General features: G+C 63.8%; 15 protein-coding genes and 1 pseudogene. 6 read left to right on the top strand and 10 right to left on the bottom strand.

The window, feature by feature from the left end; translation table 11 throughout:
• Positions 1-92 (bottom strand): annotated as a pseudogene (locus AC1P6P_RS06065) (3-isopropylmalate dehydratase small subunit); the annotation flags it as partial.
• A 257-nt stretch (positions 93-349) separates the two neighbouring features.
• Here AC1P6P_RS06065 and AC1P6P_RS06060 point away from each other — a divergent pair.
• The 3 genes from AC1P6P_RS06060 (at position 350) to AC1P6P_RS06050 (ending at position 3,001) form a co-directional block, all read left to right on the top strand.
• On the top strand, positions 350-1,954 hold the full coding sequence (locus tag AC1P6P_RS06060) for a methyl-accepting chemotaxis protein (RefSeq protein WP_481401538.1): 1,605 nt from the start codon (positions 350-352) through the stop codon (positions 1,952-1,954).
• 171 nt (positions 1,955-2,125) lie between these two features.
• Positions 2,126-2,449: an encapsulin-associated ferritin-like protein gene (locus AC1P6P_RS06055; RefSeq protein WP_481401539.1), complete on the top strand. Its 324-nt coding sequence runs from the start codon at positions 2,126-2,128 to the stop codon at positions 2,447-2,449.
• A 177-nt stretch (positions 2,450-2,626) separates the two neighbouring features.
• The gene (locus AC1P6P_RS06050) at positions 2,627-3,001 is read left to right on the top strand and encodes a hypothetical protein (RefSeq protein ID WP_481401537.1); all 375 of its coding nucleotides are present in this window, start codon (positions 2,627-2,629) and stop codon (positions 2,999-3,001) included.
• A gap of 66 nt (positions 3,002-3,067) precedes the next feature.
• Here AC1P6P_RS06050 and AC1P6P_RS06045 read toward each other — a convergent pair whose 3' ends face one another.
• From AC1P6P_RS06045 to AC1P6P_RS06020, 6 genes are all read right to left on the bottom strand, one after another.
• The gene (locus AC1P6P_RS06045; protein ID WP_481401536.1) at positions 3,068-3,907 is read right to left on the bottom strand and encodes an ion channel; all 840 of its coding nucleotides are present in this window, start codon (positions 3,905-3,907) and stop codon (positions 3,068-3,070) included.
• A gap of 31 nt (positions 3,908-3,938) precedes the next feature.
• Positions 3,939-4,280 (bottom strand): gamma-butyrobetaine hydroxylase family protein, encoded by a 342-nt coding sequence (locus tag AC1P6P_RS06040; protein WP_481401535.1) that lies wholly within the window; start codon positions 4,278-4,280, stop codon positions 3,939-3,941.
• On the bottom strand, positions 4,277-4,468 hold the full coding sequence (locus AC1P6P_RS06035; RefSeq protein WP_481401534.1) for a Trm112 family protein: 192 nt from the start codon (positions 4,466-4,468) through the stop codon (positions 4,277-4,279). The genes AC1P6P_RS06040 and AC1P6P_RS06035 overlap by 4 nt, the downstream gene beginning before the upstream one ends.
• A 5-nt stretch (positions 4,469-4,473) precedes the next feature.
• On the bottom strand, positions 4,474-5,127 hold the full coding sequence (locus AC1P6P_RS06030; protein WP_481401533.1) for an LON peptidase substrate-binding domain-containing protein: 654 nt from the start codon (positions 5,125-5,127) through the stop codon (positions 4,474-4,476).
• A 4-nt stretch (positions 5,128-5,131) separates the two neighbouring features.
• A complete protein-coding gene (trxA, locus tag AC1P6P_RS06025) occupies positions 5,132-6,067 on the bottom strand; it encodes a thioredoxin (protein ID WP_481401532.1) in 936 nt (311 codons plus the stop codon).
• A gap of 75 nt (positions 6,068-6,142) precedes the next feature.
• On the bottom strand, positions 6,143-6,691 hold the full coding sequence (locus AC1P6P_RS06020; protein WP_481401531.1) for a prolyl-tRNA synthetase associated domain-containing protein: 549 nt from the start codon (positions 6,689-6,691) through the stop codon (positions 6,143-6,145).
• A 217-nt stretch (positions 6,692-6,908) separates the two neighbouring features.
• Here AC1P6P_RS06020 and AC1P6P_RS06015 point away from each other — a divergent pair, with 217 nt between their 5' ends.
• The gene (locus AC1P6P_RS06015) at positions 6,909-9,086 is read left to right on the top strand and encodes a TonB-dependent receptor (RefSeq protein WP_481401530.1); all 2,178 of its coding nucleotides are present in this window, start codon (positions 6,909-6,911) and stop codon (positions 9,084-9,086) included.
• 130 nt (positions 9,087-9,216) lie between these two features.
• Here the strand turns inward: AC1P6P_RS06015 and AC1P6P_RS06010 are convergent, their stop codons facing one another.
• Positions 9,217-9,576, bottom strand: a complete 360-nt coding sequence (locus AC1P6P_RS06010; RefSeq protein ID WP_481401529.1) for a UrcA family protein — start codon at positions 9,574-9,576, stop codon at positions 9,217-9,219.
• A gap of 334 nt (positions 9,577-9,910) precedes the next feature.
• Here AC1P6P_RS06010 and AC1P6P_RS06005 point away from each other — a divergent pair, with 334 nt between their 5' ends.
• Together AC1P6P_RS06005 and AC1P6P_RS06000 are read left to right on the top strand one after the other, a co-directional pair.
• Positions 9,911-10,339 (top strand): winged helix-turn-helix domain-containing protein, encoded by a 429-nt coding sequence (locus AC1P6P_RS06005; protein WP_481401528.1) that lies wholly within the window; start codon positions 9,911-9,913, stop codon positions 10,337-10,339.
• 80 nt (positions 10,340-10,419) lie between these two features.
• Positions 10,420-12,351 (top strand): winged helix-turn-helix domain-containing protein, encoded by a 1,932-nt coding sequence (locus tag AC1P6P_RS06000; RefSeq protein WP_481401527.1) that lies wholly within the window; start codon positions 10,420-10,422, stop codon positions 12,349-12,351.
• Between the two features lie 55 nt (positions 12,352-12,406).
• Here AC1P6P_RS06000 and AC1P6P_RS05995 read toward each other — a convergent pair whose 3' ends face one another.
• Positions 12,407-12,709, bottom strand: a complete 303-nt coding sequence (locus AC1P6P_RS05995) for a UrcA family protein (RefSeq protein ID WP_481401526.1) — start codon at positions 12,707-12,709, stop codon at positions 12,407-12,409.
• A 124-nt stretch (positions 12,710-12,833) separates the two neighbouring features.
• The coding region (gene speE, locus AC1P6P_RS05990) for a polyamine aminopropyltransferase (RefSeq protein ID WP_481401525.1) at positions 12,834-13,740 on the bottom strand (907 nt) is incomplete at its 5' end.

The raw sequence follows: 13,740 nt of genomic DNA, 5'->3' as shown, positions 1-13,740 counted from the left end.
TTGAGGAATTGCTTGGGGATGATCATGTCGGTGTCGACGTTGATCATCGGCAGGGGGGCGGCAACGCCCGCGAGGTGTGTGAATGCTTCCATGGCCGGCGGGTTTTAGCGGCTGGACCTCCCCGTCACAAGCCGAACGTTCGAGCCCGCGCTGCTGAACGATTGTTGCGCCGCACACCGGAACCCGCTCGTCGGCAAAAAAGCCCGAAAAGGCTCCGCAAGTGCCCGCCAACATGCGGTTATCACTGTCATATTTGGCATCGGTGCGACGTTCGCGAACGATCTCATTAACCAGAAAATAAAACTGCCCATGGCACTGAATCCGCTCAGCAACCAGCCAGGGCATCGCGATGGTCCAGACGTCAACGCAAAAGCTCCGCCTCTCCGCTCTATTCGGCGCCTTCGCCGTTCCGACCGCGGTGCTGTGGTACCTCTATTTCATTGCCGGTACCGGCGGCACGACGGCGATGATCGTGGTCGGATTGCTGGTCCTGGCCGGTGCCGGCATGGGCCTCGTCGCGGGCTGGCGCCTGCTCACCGAACTGAACGACTTGAATTGGAAGGTCGAGGGCCTGAGCAAGACCCGTCATGTGCTGGAATACGCGCCCGACGGCACCATCCTCTATATGAACAAGAACATCCTCGACATGCTGGGTTATCAGGCGAGCCAGTGCATTGGCCGCAATCACAGCATGTTCGTCACCCCGGAACACGCCCAGAGCCCGGAATACCGCGAGCTGTGGAAGCGCCTCGGGCATGGTGAGTACCTGGAGCAGAATTACCAGCGCAAGGCGGCCGGCGGCCGCGACATCTGGGTGCTGTCGAACTACACGCCGGTCTACGACCTGAACGGCAAGCTGGTCAAAGTCGTGAACTGGCTGACCGATCTGACCGCAATCCACCAGGAGCAGGCGGTCGTCGTGGATGCAGTCGCCGGCGGCCTGAAGAAGCTGTCGCAAGGCGATCTCACCGCCCGCATCGATATGACCCTGCAAGGCAAGTACGACGAGATCCGCGTGAATTTCAACGCGGCGCTCGACCGGCTGCAGGAAACCCTCAGGTCCGCGCTCAAGGATGCCGGCAGCATTTCGTCCAGCGCTTCGGAAATCACCAGCGCCGCCGACGATCTGTCGCGCCGCACCGAACAGCAGGCGGCTTCGCTTGAGGAAACCGCCGCAGCGTTGGAAGAGATCACCGCCACGGTCAAGAAGACCGCCAGCAACGCCAAGGAGGCGCGTACGTCGGTGACGGCGGCCAAGGCGGCGGCGGAGAAGGGCGGTCAGGTGGTCGAAAACGCCGTCCATGCGATGGATTCGATCGCGCAGTCGTCGCGGCAAATCACCGACATCATCGGCGTCATTGACGAGATCGCGTTCCAGACCAATCTTCTGGCGCTCAACGCCGGCGTCGAAGCGGCGCGCGCGGGCGATGCCGGCAAGGGCTTCGCCGTGGTCGCCTCGGAAGTGCGCGCTTTGGCGCAACGCTCGTCGGAGGCGGCCAAGCAGATCAAGGCGCTGATCAAGACCTCGGGCGATCATGTCGAAACCGGCGTCAAGCTGGTCGGCGAATCCGGCGAGGCCTTGAAGCACATCGTCGAGCAGGTGGTGCAGATCAATTCGCTAGTGACGGAAATGGCCCAGGCCGCCGAGCAGCAGTCGAGCGGTATCGAGCAGGTCAACGCCGCCGTCGGCCAGATGGATCAGGTCACGCAGCAGAACGCCGCCATGGTCGAGCAGTCGACCGCGGCTTCGCGCCAAATGGCGGGTGAGGCCCAGTCGCTGGCGGGGCTGGTGTCGTTCTTCCAGGTCGGCAGCGATGCGCGCGCGCCGATCCGCACGACGGCTCCCAAGCCGCTGGCCAAACCGCTGGCCAAACAGCCCGTTCGGGCGGTCGCCGGCGGACGGCGTGCCGCCCCGGCCGTCAATCCCGCGGCCGACGACTGGACGGAGTTCTGATCCTCTTCCGCCACGGAAAACGCCGCCTCGCATTGAATTCGCCGGCCGGGCCGCTAAGCTCACGGCCTGGGATTGATGGGGGCTGCCATGTTCAAATTTTTCCGCCGCAAGAAATCCGTTGCCGTGGCGCCGGTTGCTGCGCCGATGCCGGTCACGGCGCCATCACCGGTGATGCCGGTCGCAACCGCCGGCGCCGGCATTCATATTCCGGCCGACAAGCTGTCACGCAAGACTGCGCATCTGCACTACGCCATCACCTCGCTGCGCGAGGAGCTTGAAGCGGTCGATTGGTATCGCCAGCGCGCCGACGATTGCGACGACCAGGCGCTGAAGGCGATCCTGCTGCACAATGCCGACGAGGAAATCGAGCACGCCGCGATGCTGCTCGAATGGCTGCGCCGCGGTGAGCCGCGCTTCGACAAGGAGCTGAAGGAATATCTCTTCGCCGACGGCCCGATCACCGAAATGGAAGCCAAGGCGATGGGGCGCAAATAGCGGGTCGGACCGTTGCCCATTGTCCCGGCACACAGCGGCATCGTAGATTTTTTGAGAGTGATCCTCAAAGACTTTGGACGCTCGGCATTGTCAAATTTCGTGACACGCGAAGTCGCCGTGCTACTATCGTGCGGGTTGGTATCAGCCTGCACTGGGGACATATAATAGGGGGAAAATATGGTGCTTTCCGCATTGGCGAAGCTGCTGCGCAAAGGCCGCGGCGCCGCCATGGTCGTGGCCGTTGCCGCGCTTTCCGTCATGATGGCCGTTCCGGCGTTCGCCGAAAACGCTGATCGCCGCGTCAAAATCATCAACGAAACGAGCACGCCGGTTTACCATTTCTATGGCTCGAATATCGGCACCAACAACTGGGAAGAAGACATTCTCGGTCGCGACGTGCTGATGCCCGGCGACTCGGTCGTGGTCAATTTCGACGACGGCAGCGGCTACTGCAAATTCGACTTCAAAGTCGTTTTCAAGGACAAGACCGAAATCGTCCGCCGCAACATCGACGTCTGCAAGCTGGAAGTCTATCGCCTGACCGACGACTGACCACGCTCTCCGCATCAGTAAGGCGTGCCGCCAATTGTGGCCGGCGCGCCTTTGGTGCGTGTGCCTCTATTGATACGTCGTTTCGTCCGGCTCGGTGGCGTGGAAGCGGGTGAGGTCGACCACGCGACGGCCTTTGGCGTTGCGCGACAGGACGTCGGCGAAGCGGTGGCGCCACAGGATCTGGTGCGGCTTGTAGGAATGGCGTGCGAAGATCGTTTCGGCCAGCGTCTCGTCGGTGCCCGACAGCAGCACGATCAGCTCGGAGTCCTTTTCCGACAGGCTTTCCGGCGTTTCGCCGTGGAGCGGACTGTCGTGATCGACGCGGTGCATCACCGTCCACGACAAAGCGAACAGCGGCGAGCGCGGCCTGACCAGCTCCAGTTCGCAGAAGCGGCGCATCACCATGCCTTCGCGGGTCGTCTGCTGCCAGGCGAAATTGATCGTGATATTGGCGTCGAGGATCTGGTTGCCGCGCTGGTTCGCCGCCCGCAGCATCAGCGTCGGGGTGCCGTCGAAATCGGTGATGACCGCGACGCGGGAGAACAGCACCCGGGCATAGGGCCGCGAGAAGCGCGAAAACACCACGCCGGTGACAAGCGCGAGGTTGAGGATGCCGAAAAACGCTTCGGCCACCACGACGATGTTGGCGTAGATGCTCTTCGGCACCATCACGCTGTAATTGATCGAACCGATGGTCTGGACGCTGAACAGGAAGGCGTCCCAGAAATTGCCCGGGCGGGCGTGCTCGATGCCGTTCGGATCGGCGAGATAGGCGAACGCGAACACCACGTTGATGAGGAAGAACCACACCGCCATGCCGAGGAAGAACACGCTCCACGGCACGGTCAGCACGAAATGATAGAAGTCGGTCCAGCGGGTGAAATCCTGGCCCTTGATGACGGCCATCCGCCGTCGTTTTGGCCGAAGTGTCGCCCGCCTATTCATCGCGTCCGTGGGCAATGAGATAGGCGAGCCAGCGGCTGTCCTTCTCGCGGCCGAGTTCGTGGAAATAGTCCCAGGCGTAGAGCCCGGAATCGTGGCCGTCGTCGAACACCAGGCGCACGGCGTAATTGCCGACCGGCTCGATCGCAGTGATGGCGACGGTCTGCTTGCCCTCCACCGTCTGCTTTTCCGATGGGCGATGGCCTTGCACTTCGGCGCTGGGGGATTCGACGCGCAGGTATTCCGCCGGCAGTGCGAACGTCTCGCCGCTGTCGAACGTCACCGTCAGGGTGCGCTTGTCGGGGGACAGGCGCAGTTCGGTCGGCCACGGTCTCATCGCGATTCACGCTCCTCGTCGGACAGTTCGCGCGCTTCGTCGGGGCGCATGATCGGAATGCCGCCGCGCACCGGATAGGCGAGCCCCGCCGCCTTGCTGATCAGCTCCTGCTTGGCGCGGTCGTAGATCAGCGTCGCCTTGGTCACGGGGCAGACCAGCACGTCGAGAAGTTTCGGATCGGGTTCCATCGGGGTCAATTCAGCGATACCGGGCCTTGCGGTCCGGCATTGGCCATTTCCAGAAGCGCGATCAGGGTGTCGACGCGTTCGTCCCAGGCCGGCGCTTCGAGCAGCGCCTGCTTCTCCGCCGGTTCGAACGGGCACAGCATCGCGAGCGCGTTGACGAGGGTTTCCGGAGGGGCACTCATCACGCTTTTCCAATCGGCCTTGAGATCGCGCCGCGACAGATAATCCTTCAGTGAGGTCAGCAGCCGTTCGCGCGGGAAATCGGAATCGTCGGGCGCCGTGAGATCATCGGTGAAGGACGAAAAATCGGCGGCGACGCGGCGGAACGGCGTGTCGGTCTTCAATTCCTCGGCGACGCGGAAGCGGGCGACGCCGGTGAGCGTGAGGAGATAGCGCCCGTCCTCGCTTTCGCGGAAGCCGGTGATGCGTCCGGCGCAGCCGACCGCGGCAAGGGTCGGCTTCAGCACCTTCTCTTCGTTCTGGGTCGGCTGGATCATGCCGATCAGCCGGTCGCCGGCCAGCGCCGTATCGACCAGAGCGAGATAGCGCGGCTCGAACACATTGAGCGGCAACTGCCCGCGCGGCAGCAGCAGAACTCCTGACAGCGGAAACACGTTCAGCGTTTCGGGCAGGTCTTCGAGCGTGTTGTAGAGAAATGCCATGGCATCACGAGAACAGGATGGAGGACAGTTTGCGCCGCGCCGCGATGGTGCGCTCATCGGTCGGGCCCATCGCTTCGAACAGGGTCACCAGCTGCTTGCGCGCCGCTTCCTCGTTCCACTTGCGATCGCGGCGGACGATGTCGAGCAGTTCGGCAATCGCGCCGTCGCGGTCGCCGTCGCCTTCGAGCGCCAGCGCCAGATCGAAACGGGCCTGATGATCGTTGGGATTGGCGGTGAGCTTGGCCTGCAGTTCGGCATTCTTGCCGGTGGCCGCCGCCGCGGTTTCGCGCAACGACAGTTCGGCCGCCACGGCGCGCACTGCTTCGTCTTTTTCGTCTTCGGGGCGCACCAGCGACAGCGTCTGCTTGGCGCGTTCGAGATCGCCGCCTTTCAGGTAGCAGCGCGCCAGTCCCGCCACCGCTTTGGGATGGCCGGGCTCGTCCTGCAGCACATGGGCATAAGCCTGCGCCGCCTGGCCGATGTCACCGGCCTCGAACGCCTGCTGGGCGATTTCGAGAATTTCGGCGGCATGATCGTGGGCGGCACCGGTGCCGCCGGCCAGTCCCTGGTCGAACGGGTTGATTTGGCTGTCGGGCAGGGCGCCCATGAAGCCGTCGATCGGCTGGCCGTTGCGGAAGGCATAAACCGTCGGGATCGACTGGATGCGCAGCTGGCGGGCGATTTCCTGGTTTTCATCGACGTTGATCTTGACCAGCATGACCGCGCCGTTCGCCGCGATCACGGCCTTTTCCAGTGCCGGGCCGAGCTGCTTGCAGGGACCGCACCACGGCGCCCAGAAATCGACGATGACCGGCACGTCTTTGGAGGCTTCCAGCACGTCCGCGGCGAAGGTAGCGAGCGACGACTCCTTGATGAAGGGGCTCGCTGCGCCGGCTTTGCCGTCCTTGCTCGAAGCGTTGCCGGAACCGAATAAAACCATGGTTAAGAACCCTGAATTGCACCCTCAACATGGGCTTTGCTGGCGGGAAAGAAAAGGGGGGAGGAGGGGGCCGGATCAGCCTTCCTTTTCCGGGATTTGCACGATCACGGGGGTATGACCGGTGGCCTCGACGAAGCGCACCAGGTCGGTCGCGGCGAGGGCGCTGGTGCGGTCGTTGCGCAGCGGGTGGAAGTTGAGCGGCGCGTCCTCGAGCATGGCGGCATCGAGCACCACCCGCACGCGCTGGGCGGTATCGTTCATCAGCGCGAATGGCGTCACCGATCCGGGCGTGATGCCGAGCGTCGTCGCGAGCAGCTCTGCCGAGCCGAACGAGAAGCGCGGTGCGTCAAGCTGTTTTGCAAGCGCTGGCAGATCAACTTTCAGATGCGCTCGCACCACAGCCAGCCATAGCCCGCCTTTCTTGTCCTTGAGAAAGAGATTCTTGGTGTGGCAGCCGCTGAGGCGCTCGTAGATGCCGGCGGAGTCGCTCACCGTGAACACCGGTGTGTGCTCGATCGTAGTCCACGCGATTCCCAGCTCCCGTAAGAAACGGTACAGCGCGGCCTCGCGAATTTCAGGCGCGGGAAGATCATCCGACATAGAACCTGCCCATTGAGTCATCATCCTGCTGCGTTTTGTGACAGTTCAATTGTGACAATCAACAGGTTTGCGCACAGGTGCGTAGTGATCGCGCCACAGGCAGCGGTAAAGCGTGGCGGCGCGCAGCCTCCGTCAATTGACACTTCCATGACCATCCCCCTATCTCGGTCGCAGATCGTGGCCTTAGGTCGCCAAAGCTGGCTGCCACAAGGCTGACACGATTGGCATGCGACGGGGTGACATGGGTAAAATGACCCACCTAAAAACAATTTCTTCCTATCTTTTGCTGTCGACGGTGTTGGCCGGCGCGGCGTTCGCACAACAAGTTGAATCGGTGACGGTGACGGCGCAGCGTCACGCCGAAGACATCCAGGACGTTCCGATGTCGGTGGCGACGCTCGACACCTCGCACGTCGACGCGATCTTCCAGTCCGGCGAGGACATCAAGGCGATCGCCAACCATCTGCCGAACGTCTACGCCGAATCCTCCAACGGACGCGTGGCGCCGCGCTTCTATATCCGCGGCCTCGGCAACACCGATTTCGATCTCGCCGCCTCCCAGCCGGTGTCGATCATCATGGACAACGTGGTGATGGAGAACGTGATCCTGAAATCGTCGCCGATCTTCGACGTCGGTGACGTGGAAGTGTCGCGCGGACCGCAAGGCACGCTGTTTGGCCGCAACACCACCGCCGGCATCATCAAATTCACGTCCGTGCGTCCGAGCCAGGATTTCGATTCGCACTTCACCGGCTCCTACGGCCAATACGGCACCGCGTCGATTGATGCGGCGGCGGGCGGCGGGCTCACCGACACGCTGTCGGCACGCGTTTCCGGTCTGTGGCAGCATCGCGACAACTACATCAATAACGGCTACACCGGCCAGAACGACGCCCTCGGCGGTTATGATGAAAAGGCCGGTCGTTTGCAGTTGCTGTGGAAGCCGGTCGACCGCCTCAGCGTGCTGTTGAACGGCCATTTCCGCTCGCTTGACGGTACCGCGGCGATCTTCCGCGCCAACATCGTCGGTCCCGGCGACAACCATCTCAATGCGAACTACCAGCACCGCACGGTGTGGTTCGATGCCGGCGGCAACAACCCGCAGAAGTACAATGGCATCGGCACCAACGCCGAGATCGCGTATGATTTCGGTCCGGTCGTGCTGACTTCGATCACCGGCTACGAATATACCCACGGCTATTCGCGCGGCGACATCGATGGCGGCAATACGGTGACCGGCCCGGGGGTGATCTTCTTCCCGTCGGAATCGCAGGACGGCCTCGATTACCTGCACCAGTATACCCAGGAAATCCATCTCGCCTCGGCGACGGGCAGTCCCTGGTTCTGGCAGGTCGGCGGTTTCTGGTTCGACACCGATTATGCGGATTCGACCTACACCGATCCGACCAACAACCCGACCTCGCACACCACGGTGCGCCAGACCAACGTCTCCTACGCGCTGTTCGGCCAGACGAGCTACCAGTTCACCGACAAGCTGAAAGTGACGGCCGGCGTGCGCTGGACCGCCGATACCAAGGGCCTCACCGCCCATGGCGCCGGCTTGGTCACGCCGATCACCGACCCGGTGCGGCTGTCGGGCGCGAACGTCAGTTGGGATTTGTCGATCGACTACGCCTTCAGCGACACGGTGAAAGCGTATGCGCGGGCTGCGACCGGCTTCCGCGCGCCTTCGATCCAGGGTCGCGACATGGCGTTCGGCTCGACCTATTCCACGGCCCGTTCCGAAACCATCCTGTCGTATGAGGCCGGTCTCAAGACCGAGTTGTTCGACAAGAGCCTGCGTCTCAACATCGACGGTTTCGAATATTACGTCAGCCACATGCAGTTCTCCGCCATCGGCGGCGGCGGCAACAACGTCAAGCTGATGAATGCGCGCGCCGGCCAGGCCTACGGCCTCGAAACCGATGCGGAATGGGCGGCGACCGACAATCTTCTGTTCACCGCTGGTGCAGCCTGGACTCATACCGAGATCCGGGACCCCAACCTGACGACGGCGATCTGCGCCCAGTGCACGGTCACCAATCCGGTGGTCGGCGGCAATGCCGTGCTCAACGGCAATCCGTTCCCGCAGGCGCCGGACTACAGCCTGTCGCTGACGGCGCGCTACAGCTATCCGCTGTCGAACGGCGGCGAATTGTTCGCCTATACCGACTGGTGGCTGCAGGGCTACACCAACTTCTTCCTCTACAAGTCGAAGGAGTTCCACACCAACGGCAACTACGAAGGCGGTTTGAAGCTCGGCTATGTCTTCCCCGACAAGCGCTTCCAGGTGGCGGCCTACGCGCGCAACCTGACCAACAAGCCGAACCTGCAGGGCGCCATCGACTTCGACGACAACACCGGCTTCGTCAGCGATCCGCGGGTCATCGGTCTCGAGGTTTCGGCGCACGTCAACTAAGCGCGCCGTCGTTTAAATGTGAAAACGGGCGGGCTCTCGCGAGTCCGCCCGTAAGTTTATGTGGGCTCAGGAGCGCAGCCAGGAAAAGTGTGCGGCGGTTTTCCGCCCGGGCTGCGCGCTCGCAAAGAGCTTACTTGCGGGCGAGGCGCAGATAGGGCGCGTCGGCGCTGGCGTAGATCTTCTGGACCATGGGGAATTTGAGCGACTTCATCGCGGTGTCGACGGCATTGGCGCGGCAGGTGTTGAACTCCTGCGAGGCCAGCGCCGGAGCGACGCTGTAGATGGAGTAGAAATTGGGGGAGGTGCCGCAGGCGATGGCAGCGGCGTGTTCGACGCGGCCAAGCAGTTGGCGCGCGCCCCCTTCGGTGGAGAGGTCGAGATCGGAATAGACGACTTGCACGTCCTTGCGGATCAAGTCGGCAGAGCCGGCATGGGCGGCCGCGACCATCATGGCGGCGGCGGTAAGAGCGGTGCCCACAATCTTCAGCATGGTGTTGTTCTCCTTGTGCAGTGACCGGCTTTCGGGCCGGGCGGTCCAACGCGAACCGCAGGACCATAAGACAGCGCTGTCAGGACCCGATCTGAAAGGACTTCGGCCCGATCTGTTGCCGATCACGCCCGATCGGGCTCCGATCTTTTTGCATTGCAACATAAATTGCTGCGATTTTGGCCATGTTGACGCCAAAATCCCCGGCAAAATGCATTTGCGCTTTCGTTTACACGATTGTGCAGTTGCGAGATTATAACCAGCCGGTCCAGGGAGGATGCGTCGAGTCGAAGGCTTTTGAGCGGGGTTGCCCCCGCGGGAGCTGTGGATGCGTGCGATGACGGACCAAATCATTCTGGCCAAAGAGCCGGATTTTCGCCTCGGAGCGCTCACGGTGAGCCCGGCCACGCGCCAGGTCGCGACCGGCGAGCGGAGCACAACCTTGCAGCCCCGTATTATGCAGGTGCTGGTGGCGTTGGCCTCGCGTCGCGGCGAGGTGGTGTCGCGGGACGAACTGATGGCGCGCTGCTGGGGTGGCTTCGCCGTCAGCGACGATGCCATCCACCGCTGCATCGCGCGGCTGAGGCGAGTGGCGGAAAGCCACGGCGGTTTCCGGCTCGAGACCGTGACGCGGGTCGGCTATCAGCTCATCGAAGTGACCCCTGTGGCCGACAAACGCCTCGGCAAGCTGGCGCTGATTGCCGCTTCGCTCGGACTCGCGGTGCTGCTGGTGGCGGTCGGCGTCGTCGGGGCGCATTTGATCTGAAACGGCGGCACCATGCCCTGGGGCGGGGCCTTGATCCGACCACAATGGTGCCTTGAATAGGCGGCTGCGAAAGACCCGCCGTGACCCTCGACAGCTACATCGATCTGACGCGACAGGAGGCCTTCACGTTGGGGCCCCTCCACATCTGTCCGGCGGTGCGCGAAGTCGTGGTCGGCGGCGAGCGCGAGCTGTTGGAGCCGCGGGTAATGCAGGTGTTGGTGGCACTCGCGCGGCGCGCCGGCGAGGCGGTTTCGCGCGACGATCTCATCACCCAGTGCTGGGCCGGACGGGTGGTGGGCGACGACGCCATCAACCGCTGCATCGGCCGTATCCGGCGCCTTGCCGAGACCCATGGCGGCTTTGCCCTCGAGACCTTGCCGCGGATCGGTTACCGCCTGATACCGCAAGCCCTGCCCGAACCCGCGCCGGAGCCGACGGCTGGAGTCGCGCTGCCACCGCGTCGCCGCCGGTGGGCACTGTTGGCTGTGGCGCTGGCACTGGTTGCGGCTGTGGTCTGGATGCAGTGGCCGGCGCCCGCGCCGCGGACGTTTACCATCGCGGTGCTGCCGTTCACGCCGCTCTACGAAGACGCCAACGCCCAGAATCTCGGCGACTCGGTTGCTGCCGGCATCGCCGACATGCTGAGCGCCTATCGCCTCAACGTGATCTCGCCGACCAAGAGCTTCCAGTTCCGCGGCGCCGACAAGTCGCGCGCCCCGCAGGCGCTGGCTGCCGATTTCGTCATCGATGGCGAGATAAGGCGCGAGCAGGGGCGCTATCTGGTGGCGATCCGGATCATCGAGGGGTCCACCGGTACGACACTTCTGGCCGAGAACCTCGAACGCCCGATCAGCGACGAAGCCGATCTGCCGGAGAACGTTGCGGGGCGCGTCGCCGGGCTCGAATGGCTGGTCACCGCCGGATTCGGCCGTACGGCGAAGTGGGACCGCCGCGTCATGGCGGGGGCGCTGCGCGCCACGCATCTGATGCAGAGCCGCGGCGATTTTCTTGCCGCCAACGACATCGCCCGCGACGGCGAAAAGATCGCGGCGGACGATGCTTTTGCCTATGCCCTGCATGTGCGCACGGCGCTGAAGTTGGTCAGCGAGGCGCCGCCCGCCCGCCGGCCGGCGATGCTTGCCGAGGCGCGGCAGGCCGCCGACATGGCGTTGAAGCTCGATCCGCAATATGCCGACGCCTACGCGCTGCACAGCCTGACGATTCCGACCTTCGACTGGGCGGCGCGCGACAAGGATTTGCGTCAGGCGTTCACCATCCTGCCGAAAGCGCCGATCGCCTCGATGTACGGCGTCGAATTCCTGCAGAACAGCGGTCAATTCCGGGAATCGGCGCGATTTGCGGAGGCGGCCTATGCCGCCAGCCCCTATCTCGCCGATATCAACGCCAAGACGCTCAACTCGCGGCTGTGGTCGGGCGAGATCGCACGGGCGCGGATGCTGATCGCACGCGGCGGCAAGGTGTTTCCGACCGGCTCGTGGCTGGCAGCCAAGGCGTTCGAGGCGGCGGCATTCTATGGCGCACCGGGCGAGGCTGAGGCGCTCGTCGCCGATTCAGCGGTCCGGATCCAGCTCGACCCGGTCGACGGGCCGCAGACCTTCTCGAAAATCGCGCGGGCGATCCATACCCGGCGCCCCGCCGATATTGCCGCCATGACCGCCGATTGCGTCCGCACCGACGCCCGCTCGCCGGAGCAGAACCGCCTCTGCTTCCAGGCGCTGGTGGTGCTCGGCCGGCTCGACGAGGCGTTCCAGCTCGCCGACCATTTTTATCCCGACCAGAGCGGCGCGACGGCGGCCGAGCGCGACCGCAAGTGGCTGGCGGCGCCGACGGTTCCGACGGCCTATCTGCTGGTGCCGCCGACCGCACCTTTGCGGGCAGATCCGCGCTTCCGCGCCGTGGCCGATCGCATCGGGCTGTCGCAGTACTGGCGGTCGAGCGGGGTCTGGCCCGATTTCTGCGCCAGCGAGGCGATCGCGCTCTGCCCGCGGTAAAAGCGGCGGAGGACACGGGGGGGTGTGCGTCCTCCGCCGCGGTTTCGGCGCCGCCTTACGGCTTAGCGACCTTCTCAGGCGAAACACCGAAACGCGTATGGAAGGCCTCGGTCAGGGCCGGGGCGTTCAGCGTGACGACCGTGCCGGCTGCAACTTCGGCGCGGCACTGGAGGTTGTCGTAGAAGCCGTCGCGGCGCTTGCACGCCGGAGCGGCGGCGACCAGCAGCCGGTCGAGCATGACCACGGCGTCGCCCGGCCGGGCGAGATCGAGGTCGGCGTGCTTGACGTCGAGCGGCGCGGCATTGAGCGGTGCGGCGAGCAGCAGCGCGGTCAGCGGCAGAAAGGCGAAACGGGACATCGTGAGCTCCTTAGGCGAAATGCATCGCCAAGAAGCGCATTCGGCCCGCCATCCGAAAGGACGACGGGCCGATGAAGAACCGATATTGGCCGATGAAATTGCGGCCGCTTTCCGGCAGGGCGGTTTACGGCACCAGACGCGAAATCCACTGCGGCAGCGCAAAGGCGGCGGCATGGATGGCGGGGTTGTAGTAGTCGGTCTTGAGCTTCAGGCGCTTGAAGGCGCGCGCCGCCTTCTTGATCCCGGCTGGCGTGCCGAGGCGGGCGCCTTTGCCGGCCCAAGACAGCGCCATGAAGCCGCCGATGTACGTCGGAACGACGCTCAGATAGAGACCCGACCTGGGGAAGTGCGCCTCGAGGTCGTGCAGCGCCTCGGTGATCTCCGACGGCTGGTAAAACGGCACGCCGGTCTGGAAGGTGGCGAAGCCGCCCGGCTTCAAGGCGACTTTGATCCGGTCATAGAAGGTTTCGCCGAACAGCGCCTTGCCGGGGCCGATCGGATCGGGGCGATCGCCGATGATAAGATCGAAACGCGCCTTGGCTTCCGGGCGGGCGAGATATTCGAAGGCATCGGCCACCACCACCTTCATGCGGCGGTCGCGGAACGCCTTGGCGTTGATGTCGCCGAAGTGCTTCTTGCACAGCTCGATCACGCGCCCGTCGATATCGACGAGAACGACTTCCTTGACGCTCTTATGCTTAAGAGCCTCGTCGGCGATGGAAAGGTCGCCGCCGCCGACGATCATCACCCGCTCCACCTTGCCGTGTTCCAGCATCGGCAGATGCGTCAGCATTTCTGCGTAGGCGGACTCGTCGCGGGTGGTGATCTGGACGACGCCGTCGAGCGTCATGACGCGACCGTTGGATACGGTGTCGAAAATCTTAATGCGCTGATAACGGCTCTTTTCGTCGGCCAGCAATTTGCCTTTCAGCTCCATGGTCTGGGCGTAGCCCTGGTGCAGCGTCTCCGTAACTTTAGCCTTGATGCCAGCCATTTTTTCCCTCCGGCGAAAGCGCGGCGGCATATAGGGC

This window comes from Rhizomicrobium sp. (assembly GCF_056722145.1).
The sequence above is the reverse complement of the archived record's forward strand: the minus strand, read 5'-3'. Positions and strand labels throughout refer to the sequence as shown.